Genomic DNA, 15,054 nt, shown 5'->3' on the forward strand with positions numbered 1-15,054 from the left:
AAGGCCGGAACTTAAGTTCCGGCCCGTTCTTGAAAAAAAATGCTGGCTTATTTAGATACCGTTGCTTTATTTAATGCAGAAGTCCATTCAAGGCTTAAAGCCTGTTTTTCAACTTTAAGATAGCTTCCCGGGCTGGTTTCCAGTTCCATTGTGCCATCTTCATTAATTTTATTTACTTTGCCGTGTATGCCGGCAATGGTTACCACTTTGTCGCCTTTTTGAAGGTTATTGATAAAGTTTTTTTGCTCTTTTGCCTTTTTGGTTTGGGGGCGTATCATAAAAAAGTAAAAAACAAGTATCATTCCTACCATCATAATTAATGTAGTTGCACTGCTTGCCCCGGGAGATTGTAATAAAATTGGGTTCATCGGTTTTGTTGTTTAATTATTAATTCAAAATAAAATTTATTTTTTGTTAGCCGCTACCACTTCACCGGTTAATACCAAATCGGTAAATGGCGGATTAGCATTGGAAGTAACGGCAATGGTTTTATGTGCCTGGCCCACACGGTTATGGCTGTCGAATTTTACTTTAATAAAACCTGTTTCGCCGGGGAGCACAGGTTGGTCTGGTTTTTCGGGAACCGTGCAACCGCAGCTTGCAGCCGTGTTTACAATAATGAGCGGTTTGCTGCCGGTATTTTTAAACCGGAAATTATAGGCTACAATTTCCCCGTCGGTTATTTTTCCAAAGTTGTAACTGCTGTCTATTATTTGCACCGTGGTACTGTCTTTAATAACAGGCATATTTTGTGCAGATGATTCATTTGCAAGTTTATCCCTTTTGCGTACATCGCAACTGTTAAATGAAAATGCGGTTACCACAATACAAATAGATGTTACTAAATACTTCATAGGTATTAAAGTGTGCTTTTTTTAAAAACCCGTTTATCAATTTTATTTTCGGCCTGCAATTCTTTTTGAATGGTATCCAGCAAGCCGTTTACAAATTGCCCGCTTTGCGGCGTGCTGTAAGCTTTTGCAAGGTCTATATATTCGTTAATGGTAACTTTTGTAGGTATTGTATCAAAAAATAAAAATTCGCAAACGCCCATCCTTAGCAATATCATATCGAGTGCGGCAATGCGGTCGGCATCCCAGTTTTTAAGCCTGGGCTTTATTAACTCCAGTGCAAAATCTTTTTTCTCCAGCGTAGTATGCAACAACGAATGGGCAAACTGGTCTTTTTCCTTGCTCAGCATATTTTCGAATACGCCGGTTATTGGTTTGTTCAGCATAATGGTTACCAGCGTTTGCATCAGCTCTGCATCATCGTCCCAGTTCAAAAAGTTTTCTTCAAGGTGCGCTATAAAATTTTCGTTGGGTAACATGAGGCTGTTAAAAATAAATTCAAGTACCCTTTTTTCCGATTTTTTATCCCTTGTTGCTATTGCAGTGTATTCGTTATATTCCTGTGTTGTTACAAGCTCCTGGTATATTTTTCTTACTAACTCTGTATCAATAATATTTTCAGGATGGTCGTTTTTCAGGAAATTTTGGAATCCGGGATCCTGCATAAATGTAGCCATCACTTCATTGCCTGAAATTTTGGTATTTACCGCCAGGTCTTTTGCAGAAGGGAGGTGTTTCCCGGCCTTTTGTACCGCATCTTTACCTGCATAATGGGCTACTTCGCAAATAAAAAAATTTAAATAAGAAAATAACTTCCTGCTATGATCTATCTTTTGGGCAAGAATGCTTTTGGCATCAATACCTTTGGCAGTTTCTGCTGTGCTTTCTACACTATACAAAGTTTGCATCACTTTTACCCTTATATTCCTCCTGCTTAGCATTTTCTTTATTTAACCAATGAGCGGCAAAATTAAGGGATTCCCAAAGGTTTTATCGTTTTGTGAAAAATTGTCCTTTAAATCATTTAAACCTGACAGATAAGTCAGTAAAACCTGCCAACTCTTCTTTTATTTGGTTTGGTATAATATTCGATTAGCTTTGCTGGCCATATTAATGGCCCGTATTTTAAAATCACTAAAAAAAAATAAGACTTATGGCTAAAAAGTTAAGCATTACCCCACTACACGACAGGGTAATTGTAAAACCCGCCGCTGCAGAAGAAAAAACAGCAGGTGGCATCATTATTCCTGATACTGTAAAAGAAAAACCACAACGTGGCACTGTACTGGCTGCCGGCCCTGGTAAAAAAGATGAACCCGTAACCGTAAAAACTGGCGATACGGTTTTATATGGCAAATATGCTGGTACTGAAATTTCATTTGAAGGACAGGATTACTTAATCATGAGAGAATCCGACATACTGGCTATTATTTAAGCCGGTAAAGAAGATTACCACTATAAATATTTAAATCAATTAATAACAAAACAATATGGCTAAACTGATATACTTCGATATTGAAGCAAGAAATAAAATGAAAAAAGGTGTGGATACTTTATCCAATGCCGTTAAAGTAACCCTGGGCCCCAAAGGCCGCAATGTGGTACTTGAGAAAAAATTTGGTGCACCACAGGTTACTAAAGATGGCGTAACAGTTGCCAAAGAAATTGAGCTGGAAGATGCCATTGAAAACATGGGCGCACAAATGATAAAAGAAGTAGCTTCTAAAACGGCAGACCAGGCAGGTGATGGTACTACTACTGCAACCGTTCTTGCACAATCTATTATTGCCGAAGGCTTGAAAATGGTAGCAGCAGGCGCAAACCCAATGGACCTTAAAAGAGGAATTGATAAAGCAGTAAGCCTTGTAGTAGAAAACCTTAAATCACAATCACAAACGGTAGGCAGCGATAGCAAAAAAATACAGCAGGTTGCTACAATTTCTGCCAACAACGACGAAACTATTGGCAAACTTATTGCCGAAGCTTTTGCCAAAGTAGGTAAGGAAGGCGTAATAACTGTAGAAGAAGCCAAGGGAACCGATACAACCGTTGATGTTGTAGAAGGTATGCAATTCGACAGGGGATATATATCCGCATATTTTGTTACCAACACCGAAAAAATGGAAGCAGATTTGCAAAACCCTTATATCCTAATCTACGATAAGAAAATTTCCACCATGAAGGATATTCTTCCTTTGCTGGAAAAAGTTGCACAAAGCAGCCGTCCTTTAATCATTATTGCCGAAGACCTTGAAGGTGAAGCGCTATCTACGCTTGTAGTAAATAAATTGCGGGGCACTTTAAAAGTTGCTGCCGTAAAAGCACCAGGTTTTGGTGATCGCAGAAAAGAAATGTTACAGGATATTGCTGTATTAACCGGCGGTAGCGTTATTAGTGAAGAAATGGGTTATAAACTGGAAAATGCTGAGTTGAGCGCTCTTGGCCAGGCAGCATCAGTTACCATTGATAAAGACAATACTACAATTGTTGGCGGCAAAGGCAAAAAATCTGATATTACCGGTAGGGTAAACCAGATAAAAGCGCAAATTGAAACCACAACCTCTGATTACGACAGGGAAAAATTACAGGAACGACTGGCAAAATTAGCCGGTGGTGTTGCCGTATTATATGTAGGTGCAGCTACCGAAGTAGAAATGAAAGAAAAGAAAGACAGGGTAGATGACGCACTTCATGCAACAAGGGCAGCAGTAGAAGAAGGAATAGTTCCCGGTGGTGGTGTTGCGTTTATACGTGCCATCAGCAGCCTCGAAGCAAAAGTTAAAGGGCAAATAGCCGACGAACAAACAGGTATGGCCATTGTTCGCCGTGCTTTAGAAGAACCGGTTAGGATATTAACTGCAAATGCAGGAATTGACGGTTCTATTGTAGTGCAAAAAATTAAAGATGGCAAAGGCGATTTTGGATTTAATGCCCGTACTGAAGAATACGAAAACCTTTTTAAAGCAGGTGTTATAGATCCTACTAAAGTAAGCCGTGTTGCTTTGGAAAATGCAGCTTCCATTGCCGGTATGTTACTTACTACCGAGTGTGTAATTGCCGATAAACCCAAAGAAGAAGCGCCACATGCACATGGAGCGCCTGATATGGGAGGCATGGGCTACTAATACAAAATTTTTATAAAAATATAAAGGCTGTCAATTTTTTTGACAGCCTTTTTTTGTTGCAATAAATTATTTGGCTAATAGTTTTCCGCATCTTACCAGTGCAGTTTCCGCCTTGCTTCGTGTTTCTCGAAATATTAGCCAATAAAAAAAGTGTACAAATTCAAAAATAAAAACCACGCCGCCACCCAATGTTTATACAGCTAAACATACAATAGCAAAAAACCCAAAGCCTGTGTAATGGTTCGTGAAGACAAATACCAGGGCGTAGAAAAGTTGCATTTAATAGTTGGAGCAACTTCATTAACATTATTTCCCCACACTTCAGAAGAATTAAGCGCAGCGTCTCTACTGAAGATTAATAAATAGGAGTTTCAAACTGCTTTAATCCAAAAACTCACCAACTATTTTTCAGTACATTACCAATTTATAAAAAGGGTTTCATTTTCATATAGCTATTCATCAGCAGGCAAATTACATCGGCATTTGTTTTTGAACTTTTGTACAAAGCCTTGCAGGGGATATTAAATCTAAATTCAGCCTGCAGATTTTTTTTTAGCGCCGTGAAATTATTTAATACTCCCTTCTTCCCGTACTTTTCTTTTCCCTTGCAGCACCATGCTTAACGGGTTGTGGCTTACGGTTACCTGGCTTGCTATGATGCTGGCCATTGCGCTGTGGGCGTTGTTGCCTGTTTTGCCCCGGCGCAGGCCTGCTTAAAATTTGTGTAAACACGGTGTGCCATGGGTGCTGGTCCTGCACCGGAATATTTTTACCAATCAGTTTTTGGATATCCTGTAAATCGGCTGTTTCCTCTGCTTCACAAAATGAAAAAGAAATGCCATTTGCACCCGCCCTTCCTGTGCGGCCAATGCGGTGCACATAGGTTTCCGGCACTTCGGGTAATTCATAATTAATTACATGCGTTAGGTCATCTACATCAATGCCACGTGCGGCAATATCTGTTGCTACTAAAATCCGGGTAGTGCGATTTTTAAAATTACTCAATGCACGTTGCCTTGCATTTTGCGATTTATTGCCATGTATGGCCTCTGCACTAATGCCGGCACGGTGTAAATCTTTTACCACTTTATCGGCGCCATGCTTGGTACGGGTAAACACCAGGGCCGTTTCAATATCCTTATTTTTTAAAATATGCTCCAACAAGGCCCGTTTGTTTTGCTTTTCTACAAAAAACAACCATTGTGTAATGGTATCTGCAGTACTGCTTGGTGGAGTAACCGAAATTTTCTCCGGCTTGTGTAAAATACTATTTGCCAACAATTGAATTTCGGGTGGCATAGTTGCAGAAAAGAAAAGCGTTTGCTTTTTTGCAGGCAATTTTGTAAGCACCCTTTTAACATCATTCACAAAACCCATATCCAGCATACGATCTGCTTCATCAAGCACAAAAATTTCAATATCGCTTAATCGTAAATAACCCTGGCTGCATAAATCGAGCAGGCGGCCAGGAGTTGCCACTAAAATATCTACTCCTCTTTTTAAAGTTTCTACTTGTGCATGTTGGTTAACGCCTCCAAATATTACGGTGTTTTTTAGGCGTAAATGGCGGCCATAGGCATCGAAACTTTCCTGTATTTGAATAGCCAGTTCCCTTGTAGGTGTAAGAATCAATGCCCGTATGGGCTTGTGCCCACTACTTGCCATGGTTTTTGGCCTGGCCAGTAATTGTAAAATTGGGATGGCAAAAGCCGCTGTTTTTCCTGTGCCGGTTTGGGCACAACCCAACAAATCTTTTTGTGCTAAGATGTGCGGAATAGCGCCTTGTTGAATAGGTGTTGGGCTGCTATAACCTTCTTCCTTCAACGCCAGCAAAATGGGTTGAATGAGTTGTAAATCTGTAAATAACAATGTTATATTTTTAAATTAAATGCGGATATGAAGCAGGCTTCATCATCAAAAACGAGTAAAACAGTGAGGGTTTCAAAGTTGGTACACAGGCTTGTAATGCCGCTGAAATAATGAACTGACGCAAAGTTATGCTTTTATTAATTGATATATGGCAAAAGCATTACCTGCTACTGAATAAAATACACAACTAGGTATTCTTTTGTACAAAACCATTGAAGCAGCATTATACAGTAACCGTTTGCTGTTCTTTTTTTAATTTTTTATCCAGTATAAATGTACCAAAAGGCAAAATTGAAGCTATGAATGCAACCGCCACTTTACCCAATCCCCATTTGTAAAGTGCACTTACTTTTAACAACAGTACCATATATAAAACAAAAAGCAAGCCATGAAGCCAGCCTATATATTTTACTGCCAATGGCATATCTGCAAAATATTTTAAAGGCATGGCTATACCCAGTAAAACCAGGAAGGATACGCCTTCCATTATTGCCACTAACCTAAACCTGCCTAAGGTTGAACTAAAAAAAGAATTTTTCATGTATGTTTTATTCAAAGTGGTAAAGATATGTGCAGACGCCGGAAAAAGACCAAAAGATTTCTTAAAGCAATTACATAAGCTGATGAGCAAAGTACGCCAGCATAAAAAAGTTGTGCGGAATTTCTACAATTGCGAAATTTTAATTTGGTTTAAGCAAATTTGGTATAACGATTGTTTAACATGCTGATTGTATTATTTTTTAAACCTTTGGTTTATGCGACTGTCTTTTAAAAAAACAAACATGAAAAAACTACTACTCATATCCTCTTTAGCTGCTGTACTTACAGGTTGCAGTACAAACGCTATTACGGGCCGAAAACAATTATCCCTTTTTCCAGAAAGCACTTTACAGGCACAGGCGCTTACGCAATACAAGGCATTTTTAGGAGAAAATAAAGTGGTAAACCCGGCAGATAATAATGCGCTAATGGTAAAAAGGGTAGGTGCCAAAATTGCAAACGCCATTACTCAATATTATGCAAAACAGGGGAAGGCCAATGTTTTAGAAGGTTATAAATGGGAATTCAACCTGGTAGATAATAAAGAGATAAATGCCTGGTGTATGCCTGGAGGTAAAGTAGTGGTTTATACGGGTTTATTAGCCGTTACCCAAAATGAAACTGCATTAGCTATTGTGCTTGGCCACGAAATTACCCATGCAATTGCCGGCCATAGCAACGAAAGAATGAGCCAGGCCACAATTGCACAGGGTTTGGGAGTAGCCGGTAATATATTTACCCAAAATAAGGCACAGGCCAATGCCATTTTTAATAATGTTTATGGGCCAGCCACAAGCGTAGGTGTTTTGCTGCCCAATAGCAGAAAGCAGGAGTACGAAGCAGACCATTATGGGTTAATATTTGCTGCTTTGGCTGGTTATAATCCCCAGGAAGCCATAGCTTTTTGGAAAAGAATGGCAAAAGCCTCTGCCGGATCGGGCAAGCCTCCTGAATTTTTATCTACTCACCCGGCAGATGAAAACCGCATTGCAGAACTGCAAAAGTTTATGCCTGAGGCAATGAAATATTATAAAAAATAAAGCAGTATGATGTAAAAAATGTTGCAAAATTGCTGCTATCTCCGCCTGATGCGGAGTTTTCTCTTAATAAATGCATCATAATGGGCTGTTTTGCTTATCTTTGCAGTCCAGAAATTTCAGATTTGTTTGTCTTTTTCTGCATTTTTTATTGAATAACGTTTAAGTGTGAATTATGGCTCTACCAACAATGTTCGAAAAATTGAATTTATCCGACGAAAAAAACATTCTTATCCAGGGTTTACCATCTTCAATCGAAAAACAATTTGCCAAGCTGTCATTTGCCAAAAGTGTTACGCCGCTTTTGCGTTCACGCAAAATTGATTTTGCACTGGTTTTTGCCATTAATAAAAAGCAATTGACGAACATTTTAAATGATGTAATTCCAGCCTTATCGACAAAAGCAAAATTTTGGGTGTCTTACCCTAAAATTGCCTCTAAAATTGTAAGCGACCTTTCTAAGGAGTGCCAGTGGGATTGCCTTTGTAAACATGGGTTTGATATAGTAGACCAGGTTGACCTTGACGGTGTATGGACAGCCCGAAGTTTTACCTGCAGGGATAACAGCTCCACCAGTTCAGGCAAACTACTTTCTGTTACTGCTAAACAAAAGCAGGTAGCCGAAGTAATGTAATTTTATCTTTTTATTTTACTTGAAAATTACGGTTCCGAGCGCTTTGGTGAGTTGCATTTCCAAATCTTTAAGGTGCTGGTGCGTTTGCAGGTATATTACCTGGTCGTCAAAAGTACCCATTTGTTTTAATTCAAATTCCCGCTGGTTTTCGGCTATGAGTTTTTTTATCTTCCTAAGTTTTAAGTAGGTGAGGGTAGAAGTAACTTCTTCTTTGTACAGTTCTTCCCTTGTAGGTATGCGGCCTTCGTAAATCCTTTTCCAGTTGGGGCTTATTTCTGTATTATAATCCATAATATTTATTACGGCCAGGTTTAGTTCCCTGTTTTCGTGGTATAAAAAATTTTTTGCCGTTGGCGAAATACCTTCTTCATACCATTTTTTATAGGTTTCGTAAATATTTACCAGTTGCTGATTATTCATCATTTTGTCCAGTTCATTTTCTTCCACCTCGGTAAACAGGTATTCAGCCACAGTTTGGCCAGGCTGCCAGTCATTAATGCCAAATTCCAGCAGGCTGCGTATAAGGGCTTGTTCATTAAGTTCATCGGTACTAAAAAAGCTTTCAAGTTCTGAACTTTGGGTCTCCGGCGCTAAGGGGTTATTTTCGGGCAGGTCCTGCTGAAAATAGGCTTTGCCGGATTCTTTACTTATTTTTTCCCTCACTAATTTATTTACTAAAGCATGTAGGCCTGCTTCTTCAACCTGAAGTATTTGAGCTACCTGTCTTATATAATCCTGGCGGCGTATAAAATCTTCGGCACGGTTAATTTTTGAAAGTGTTTCTGCAACCTGGTTTACGGCAAATGAACGCTTAGCAGGATCGTTAGCAGCATCTTTTAAAGAAATTTCCAGTTGAAATAAAACAAAGTCTTTTTTATTTTCGTGTACAAATTTTTTAAAGTTTTCTGTACCTGTTTTATTTACATAACTGTCCGGGTCTTCACCATCGGGTATTAAAACCAGTTTTACATTTAGGCCTTCTTCAAGGGCAAGGTTAAGCCCACGTAAAGCGGCTTTAATGCCGGCATTATCACCATCGTAAATTATAGTAAGGTTTCTCGTATATTTTTTAATGAGCCTCAGTTGGTCGGGTGTTAAAGAAGTACCTCCGCTGGCCACAACATTTTCAATACCAGCCTGGTGCAGGCTTACTACATCGGTATAGCCCTCTACCAGCAAGCATTCATCCGCTTTATCAATTGCCTGCCGGGCAAAATATGAGCCGTAAAGTATTTTACTTTTTACATAAATTTCATTCTCCGGGCTGTTAATATATTTTGGGGCTTTATCATTACCTTTTATAAGCCTGGCGCCAAAGCCCAATACTTTACCGCTTTGGTTATGCACGGGAAAAATAATGCGGCCACGGTAATTATCTGCAGGTTTATTATCACGCAAAACTATTAGCCCGCTTTTTTGCAAAAGTTCGGGGTTAAATTGTGCGGCAAGTGCAGCAATAGCAAATTTATCTTTAGCATCGGGGTTGTAACCTAGTTGAAATTTTTTGATGGTATCTTCTCTAAAGCCACGGTGTTTTAAATAAGAAAGGCCTATATCTTTACCTTCATCGGTATCTATTAATGCGTCACTAAAAAATTTTTGGGCAAACCCATTAATGATATAAAGGCTGTCTGATGCCAGTTGTTGCTGCTGCTGTTCCGGGTTTATTTCCTTTTCTTCTATGGTAACATTATACTTATTGGCCAGCCAGCGGAGCGCTTCTGCGTAACTGTATTTTTCGTGCTCCATTAAAAAACCAATACTATTGCCACTTTTTCCGCAGCCAAAACATTTATAAATTTCTTTTGCCGGCGAAACCGTAAACGAAGGCGTTTTTTCGTTGTGAAAAGGGCATAAACCCAGGTAATTTGCGCCTCTTTTCTTTAATTTTACAAAACTGCCCACAATCTCCACAATGTCAATACGGCTCAGTATTTGTTGTATGGTATTTTGAGATATCAAACCGGTGATTAGTTAAAAAATAATAGTATAAAATTAACAACAATTAAGCTACTTCGGCTTATAAAAATTGGTCTGCATTATAATGATAATACTATTTTGCCCATTTTATAAAAATCTGCTTTAAAATTGTTTGAACTTAATATCTTTAAGTCTTAAAACAAACCAAATTATTATGAAAAAATGTGTTTTGATATTTGCTTTGGCTTTTTTGGGAACAAATGCGTTTGCGCAAGACATTGATGCCATTGGAAAATTGTATAACGATAAAAAATATGCAGATGCAAAAACCGCAATTGATAAATTTTTGGCAGACACTAAAAATGCCAATAATGCCGATGCCTGGTATTTTAAAGGCCGCATTTACAATTCACTTGCGGCTGAAGCCACTACGCCTAAGGCCCAGGCTTTTGAATACCGCCTAAAAGCTTTTGAAGCCTATCAAAACAATCAAAAGTACGATGCAAAAGACCTTCGGTTAAAAGTAGATATGTGGGTACCTTACCTGGAAATTTATGCAGGTCTTTACGATTTGGGCGCTGCCCAGTTTAATGATAAAGATTATGAAAGCTCATTGAATTCATTTGCAAAAGCATTGGAAGTGGAAAATTTTATACTGGCAAAAAAATATGAGTATAGCCAGATAAAATTACATGCATTAGATACTGCTTTAGTATTAAACGCTGCAGTGGCTGCTACACAATCTAAGAAGAATGATGAAGCCATGATGTATTACAAAAAAATTACCGATGCCAATGTTACCGAGCCGCAATATGTAGAAGTGTACCAGGTTTTAGCCGAATTCTATGAAAAAAAGAAAGATTCTGTAAACCTTGCGGCTATTTTGGAAAAGGGCAGGAGGATTTATCCTACAAACGGATATTGGGACGAAATTGAATTAAAAACCATTTCTGAAAAAGGCAATAAAGCTGAATTATATGCACATTATGATGAATTGATTGCAAAAAAGCCCAATGAATATACACTCAATTATAATTATGCCATTGAATTGTACAATAGTATTTATACACCCGATAAAAGGCCGGCAAATGAAACGGAGTTAAAAGCAAAACTAACTACTGTACTTAAAAACACCATTGCCTTAGATAAAGGGATAGATGCAACCGTTTTAATGACCAACCATTTGTACAATGTAGCAGCAGATTTAAGTACTGCCGGCACTATGATAAAAGGGATAAAGCCCGAAGACAAGGCCAAAAAAGCCGAACTCAAAAAGCAATCTAACGAAAAAATGGACGAGTGCATTGCCTATTGCAACAGCGCTATTACCTGGTATGAAGCGCAACCCAGCCTTAAAACCAGCCAAAAAAATGTGTACAAAAATGTAATAGGTTATTTAATAGACATGTATGGCGTAAAAGGCGATACCAAAAAAGTAGCGGAGTTGGAAAAGAAAAAAGATTCTATAAATTAATTCGCATAAAAAGGGAAATTAAAAAGCCGTATTTTTTACAATACGGCTTTTTCTTTTTTTTTAAAGAAAGATTTTTAACGTATTATTTTTTGCCGGCATCTTGCCCGCCATAATTCAAAATATCCCTGTCGAACAAATAAAGGCCGCTACGATCGTCGCCAATCATTTCCAGTTTATCGTTAAGCGTTCTTGCTGTGCGCTCTTCTTCCATTTGCTCGGTAACATACCATTGTAAAAAGTTGTGGGTGGCATAATCTTTTTCGGCCAGGGCAAGGTGCACAAGTTCATTAATACTACCGCTCACTTTTAATTCATGCGCTAAAAATTCTTTAAACACATAATTAAGCGATTTAAAAGTAACTACCGGCTGCTCCAATGCAGGTACGGTTGCAAACCCACCTCTTTCATTAATAAAGCGAATGAGTTTAAGCATGTGTACCCTTTCTTCGTCTGACTGGCGAAAAAAAAATTCGGTTACTCCTTCAAGCCCTGGCTGAATTTCGGCCCAGGAAGCCATAGCGAGGTAGGCCTGAGATGATTGTGCTTCCATTAAAACCTGGTTATTTAAACCTTCCTGTATTGTTTTTGATAACATGGTGCAAAGTTTTATTAAAGGTACTTTATTTTGCGGCAAAATATTTCTGCTTGTTTTTGTATAAATGTTAATGTTGCATTTGCCTTATTCAATTATTCTGAATTTTGCACAGTATAAATTTTATTATATTTGTATAAAGGGTATTTGTTACAATTATTAAGGCCTTTTTCAGGTTAGGTTTACTTATATTTTAAAAGTATCACTTATTTAAGTCAGCACCGGAGCAGTTACCGGCGAATGAAAAGGGAAAAGATATGCATTTACCACATTTAATATTAGACCTTGGGTTAATTCTCGGTGCGGCAGCCGTAATGACGCTTCTGTTTAAAAAGCTTAAACAGCCTTTAGTGTTGGGTTATATACTTGCAGGTATATTGGTAAGTCCCAATTTTACAATTTTCCCATCAGTAATAGATACGAACAATGTTCAGGTATGGGCCGAGCTGGGAATTATATTTTTATTGTTTAGCCTGGGCCTTGAGTTTAGTTTTAAAAAGTTGGCCAAAGTAGGCGGCTCGGCTTCGGTTACGGCATTAATTATTGCAGTGGGCATGTCTGTTGCAGGATATTTTACTGCTCAATTATTGGGCTGGAATTTTATGGACAGTGTTTTCCTGGGCGCAATGGTTTCGGTTTCTTCTACAACAATTATTATTAAGTCAATTGAAGAACTGGGTTTTAAAAAGAAAAAATTTGCCGCCCTTGTATTTGGTGTTTTAGTAGTAGAAGACCTTATTGCTATCCTTTTGCTGGTTTTACTTTCTACATTTGCCATAAGTCGTGAGTTTGAAGGAAAGGAAATGATACTGGCCATATTCAAACTTATTTTTTTTCTGGTGCTTTGGTTTTTACTGGGTATTTTTTTTATCCCTACTATACTTCAGCGGGCAAAGGCATATTTAAATGATGAGTCGCTGCTTATTGCTTCACTGGCTTTGTGCCTGGGTATGGTTTACCTGGCAACCCTCATAGGCTTTTCATCTGCATTGGGCGCTTTTGTAATGGGTTCGCTGCTGGCAGAAACTACAAAGGCCGAAAAAATTGAACATCTTATTGGCCCGGTAAAAAATCTTTTTGGCGCCGTATTTTTTGTATCTGTGGGCATCTTAATTAACCTAAATATGCTGGCCCATTATATTGTTCCGGTGCTGATCATTTCATTTGTAGTAGTAATAGGGCAATTAATTACTGCCGGCACCGGCACCTTTATTTCGGGCAATTCCTTAAAAACTTCTTTTCAAACCGGTATGAGCCTGGGCTCGGTAGGGGAGTTTTCATTTATTATTGCCGGGCTTGGGTTATCATTAAAAGTTACCAGCGATTTTCTTTACCCGGTTATTATTGCCGTTTCCGGTATTACCGCTTTTATTTCTCCATACTTTATCCGTTCTGGCGAAACGGTATATAGTTTATTTGAAAAAATGCTTCCCGAAAAATGGCGCAAAGGGCTTTTGCGATACAGCTCCGAAGCGCAAACGATTACCGCAGCTAGCGACTGGGAAAATGTGCTGAAAAGTTTTATTAAGAATGTCCTGGTTTTTTCTATTCCACTCATTGCAATAATTTATCTTACCGGTGTTTTTTTACTACCCTTTATTCAATCAAAATTCAGCGGCATACCCATTGTTATAACCATAATTGTTTCCTTGTTGCTTATGGCGCCTTTTTTATGGGGGTTGGTTTTGCGTAACGAAAGAAACGAATCTTTTGCCCAAATTTATTCTCAAAAAAAATACCGGGGCCCTATTTGGATAATGCGTGGGATAAAGATTTTTTTGGCAATATTTTTTATTGTATTTTTTATTAACCGTTTTTTTTCGTTACAGGTAACGCTTTTTGCTGCTATAATTATTTTTAGCGCATTTTTTATTTTTCGAAAAAAAATACAGGCATTTTATGATAGGATTGAAAATCGTTTTATTTTAAATTTAAACGACAGGGAATTGCAGGATCAATTGAAAGAAGCAGAGCAACATGCCAGTATCCGCAATATTGCTTTGGCGCCCTGGGATGCACACCTGGTTACCTTTGATGTGCCGCCAGAATCACCAGTTGCAGGTAAAAAACTGGATGAACTGCAATGGCGGGAACAATTGGGCGTAAATATTGCCAAAATTGAAAGAGGCTTAATTACAAAACTTATTCCCGGAAAAGATGACCGTATTTATCCCGGGGATAAACTTTATGTGATTTGCACCGACTGGCAGGAGAAAAAACTCAATGCAGTTTTAAGGCCATCAAAGGATATATTAAAAGCAGGAGATATGATGCAGCCGGATGTGGTACTCGATAAATTTACCATAGAAAAAGATTCTCCTTTTTTATTTCAAAGCATAAGATATTCTCCAATCAAAACCCAATCACTTGGTCTGGTAGTAGGTATAGAAAGGGATGGAAAACGTATTTTGAACCCTTCATCGGATACCATTTTCCAGGAGAATGATGTAATATGGATTGTTGGCGAAAAGAAAAAAGTGGATTTACTTACCTAATAACCTGTTAAATATGATGAGTAGGATAAATTATTCTTCCGGAGCAGTATGGGAAGATATTGTAGGGTACAGCCGGGCTGTAAAAGTTGGCAATATTATTGAAGTAACAGGTACGGTAGCGGTTGATGAAAATAATAAAGCCATTGGTATAGGTGACGCTTACCTGCAAACCCGGTTTATTTTAGAAAAAATTGAAAAAATTTTGATTGAAGCCGGCGCTTCCATGCAACATGTTGTACGCACCAGGATGTTTGTAACCGATATAAGCAGCTGGCAACGATATGGTAAAGCGCATAGTGAATTTTTTGCCCAAATAAGGCCCTGCACCAGCATGATAGAAGTTAAAGGCCTCATAAGCCCCGATTACCTGGTAGAAATTGAAGCTACAGCAATCCTAAACGAATAGTTTAGGGAGAATTTACCTAATTTAAAAAAGCTAACTTTTTGTGTTATTTTTCTATCGTTTTTTATAGCTGCTTTTTCTTTGATACCTTTGTGTACAACCTGTGAATAATAA

Annotated in this window: 14 protein-coding genes; 7 read left to right on the forward strand and 7 right to left on the reverse strand. The window is 38.3% G+C overall.

The genetic code is table 11. The annotated features are described in order from the left end of the window. Nucleotides 1-47: 47 nt before the first annotated feature. The 3 genes from yajC to nusB are packed head-to-tail and all read right to left on the reverse strand — an operon-like array spanning nt 48 to nt 1,792. Nucleotides 48-368, reverse strand: a complete 321-nt coding sequence (gene yajC / locus IPO46_00285; protein QQS63092.1) for a preprotein translocase subunit YajC — start codon at nt 366-368, stop codon at nt 48-50. Nucleotides 369-404: 36 nt separating this feature from the next. Beyond that, the gene (locus tag IPO46_00290) at nt 405-854 is read right to left on the reverse strand and encodes a DUF1573 domain-containing protein (GenBank protein QQS63093.1); all 450 of its coding nucleotides are present in this window, start codon (nt 852-854) and stop codon (nt 405-407) included. A gap of 5 nt (nt 855-859) precedes the next feature. Next, on the reverse strand, nt 860-1,792 hold the full coding sequence (gene nusB / locus IPO46_00295; GenBank protein ID QQS63094.1) for a transcription antitermination factor NusB: 933 nt from the start codon (nt 1,790-1,792) through the stop codon (nt 860-862). Nucleotides 1,793-2,004: 212 nt separating this feature from the next. Here nusB and IPO46_00300 point away from each other — a divergent pair, with 212 nt between their 5' ends. After that, nucleotides 2,005-2,286 (forward strand): co-chaperone GroES, encoded by a 282-nt coding sequence (locus tag IPO46_00300; GenBank protein ID QQS63095.1) that lies wholly within the window; start codon nt 2,005-2,007, stop codon nt 2,284-2,286. A 55-nt stretch (nt 2,287-2,341) separates the two neighbouring features. Beyond that, a complete protein-coding gene (groL, locus tag IPO46_00305; GenBank protein ID QQS63096.1) occupies nt 2,342-3,976 on the forward strand; it encodes a chaperonin GroEL in 1,635 nt (544 codons plus the stop codon). Nucleotides 3,977-4,546: 570 nt separating this feature from the next. On the opposite strand, the gene IPO46_00310 is transcribed toward groL, so the two are convergent. Next, nucleotides 4,547-5,845, reverse strand: a complete 1,299-nt coding sequence (locus IPO46_00310) for a DEAD/DEAH box helicase (protein ID QQS63097.1) — start codon at nt 5,843-5,845, stop codon at nt 4,547-4,549. Between the two features lie 223 nt (nt 5,846-6,068). Then, a complete protein-coding gene (locus IPO46_00315) occupies nt 6,069-6,386 on the reverse strand; it encodes a DUF3817 domain-containing protein (protein ID QQS63098.1) in 318 nt (105 codons plus the stop codon). Between the two features lie 241 nt (nt 6,387-6,627). On the opposite strand from IPO46_00315, the gene IPO46_00320 reads away from it, so the two are divergent. Together IPO46_00320 and IPO46_00325 are read left to right on the forward strand one after the other, a co-directional pair. Further along, nucleotides 6,628-7,425 (forward strand): M48 family metallopeptidase, encoded by a 798-nt coding sequence (locus tag IPO46_00320; protein ID QQS63099.1) that lies wholly within the window; start codon nt 6,628-6,630, stop codon nt 7,423-7,425. 172 nt (nt 7,426-7,597) lie between these two features. Next, nucleotides 7,598-8,056 (forward strand): hypothetical protein, encoded by a 459-nt coding sequence (locus IPO46_00325; protein QQS63100.1) that lies wholly within the window; start codon nt 7,598-7,600, stop codon nt 8,054-8,056. Nucleotides 8,057-8,071: 15 nt separating this feature from the next. On the opposite strand, the gene dnaG is transcribed toward IPO46_00325, so the two are convergent. Beyond that, nucleotides 8,072-10,018 (reverse strand): DNA primase, encoded by a 1,947-nt coding sequence (gene dnaG, locus IPO46_00330; GenBank protein QQS63101.1) that lies wholly within the window; start codon nt 10,016-10,018, stop codon nt 8,072-8,074. A gap of 172 nt (nt 10,019-10,190) precedes the next feature. Between dnaG and IPO46_00335 the strand changes: the two genes are divergently transcribed. Next, nucleotides 10,191-11,450, forward strand: a complete 1,260-nt coding sequence (locus tag IPO46_00335) for a hypothetical protein (GenBank protein QQS63102.1) — start codon at nt 10,191-10,193, stop codon at nt 11,448-11,450. Between the two features lie 82 nt (nt 11,451-11,532). On the opposite strand, the gene IPO46_00340 is transcribed toward IPO46_00335, so the two are convergent. Continuing rightward, entirely contained in the window at nt 11,533-12,045 is a 513-nt protein-coding gene (locus tag IPO46_00340; protein QQS63103.1) for a ferritin, read from the reverse strand. 254 nt (nt 12,046-12,299) lie between these two features. Between IPO46_00340 and IPO46_00345 the strand changes: the two genes are divergently transcribed. Then, nucleotides 12,300-14,537 (forward strand): cation:proton antiporter, encoded by a 2,238-nt coding sequence (locus IPO46_00345; protein QQS63104.1) that lies wholly within the window; start codon nt 12,300-12,302, stop codon nt 14,535-14,537. A 16-nt stretch (nt 14,538-14,553) separates the two neighbouring features. Then, nucleotides 14,554-14,943 (forward strand): RidA family protein, encoded by a 390-nt coding sequence (locus IPO46_00350; GenBank protein QQS64276.1) that lies wholly within the window; start codon nt 14,554-14,556, stop codon nt 14,941-14,943. The last annotated feature ends 111 nt before the right edge of the window (nt 14,944-15,054 follow it).

This window comes from Chitinophagaceae bacterium, from assembly GCA_016699815.1.
Classification (GTDB): Bacteria; Bacteroidota; Bacteroidia; order Chitinophagales; family Chitinophagaceae; genus Ferruginibacter.

What these genes read in the sequence shown, in the direction of transcription:
- yajC (QQS63092.1), bottom strand. Translation starts at nt 368, where the DNA reads ATGAACCCAATTTTATTACAATCTCCCGGGGCAAGCAGTGCAACTACA.
- IPO46_00290 (QQS63093.1), bottom strand. Translation starts at nt 854, where the DNA reads ATGAAGTATTTAGTAACATCTATTTGTATTGTGGTAACCGCATTTTCA.
- nusB (QQS63094.1), bottom strand. Translation starts at nt 1,792, where the DNA reads ATGCTAAGCAGGAGGAATATAAGGGTAAAAGTGATGCAAACTTTGTAT.
- IPO46_00300 (QQS63095.1), top strand. Translation starts at nt 2,005, where the DNA reads ATGGCTAAAAAGTTAAGCATTACCCCACTACACGACAGGGTAATTGTA.
- groL (QQS63096.1), top strand. Translation starts at nt 2,342, where the DNA reads ATGGCTAAACTGATATACTTCGATATTGAAGCAAGAAATAAAATGAAA.
- IPO46_00315 (QQS63098.1), bottom strand. Translation starts at nt 6,386, where the DNA reads ATGAAAAATTCTTTTTTTAGTTCAACCTTAGGCAGGTTTAGGTTAGTG.
- IPO46_00320 (QQS63099.1), top strand. Translation starts at nt 6,628, where the DNA reads ATGAAAAAACTACTACTCATATCCTCTTTAGCTGCTGTACTTACAGGT.
- IPO46_00325 (QQS63100.1), top strand. Translation starts at nt 7,598, where the DNA reads ATGGCTCTACCAACAATGTTCGAAAAATTGAATTTATCCGACGAAAAA.
- IPO46_00335 (QQS63102.1), top strand. Translation starts at nt 10,191, where the DNA reads ATGAAAAAATGTGTTTTGATATTTGCTTTGGCTTTTTTGGGAACAAAT.
- IPO46_00340 (QQS63103.1), bottom strand. Translation starts at nt 12,045, where the DNA reads ATGTTATCAAAAACAATACAGGAAGGTTTAAATAACCAGGTTTTAATG.
- IPO46_00345 (QQS63104.1), top strand. Translation starts at nt 12,300, where the DNA reads ATGCATTTACCACATTTAATATTAGACCTTGGGTTAATTCTCGGTGCG.
- IPO46_00350 (QQS64276.1), top strand. Translation starts at nt 14,554, where the DNA reads ATGAGTAGGATAAATTATTCTTCCGGAGCAGTATGGGAAGATATTGTA.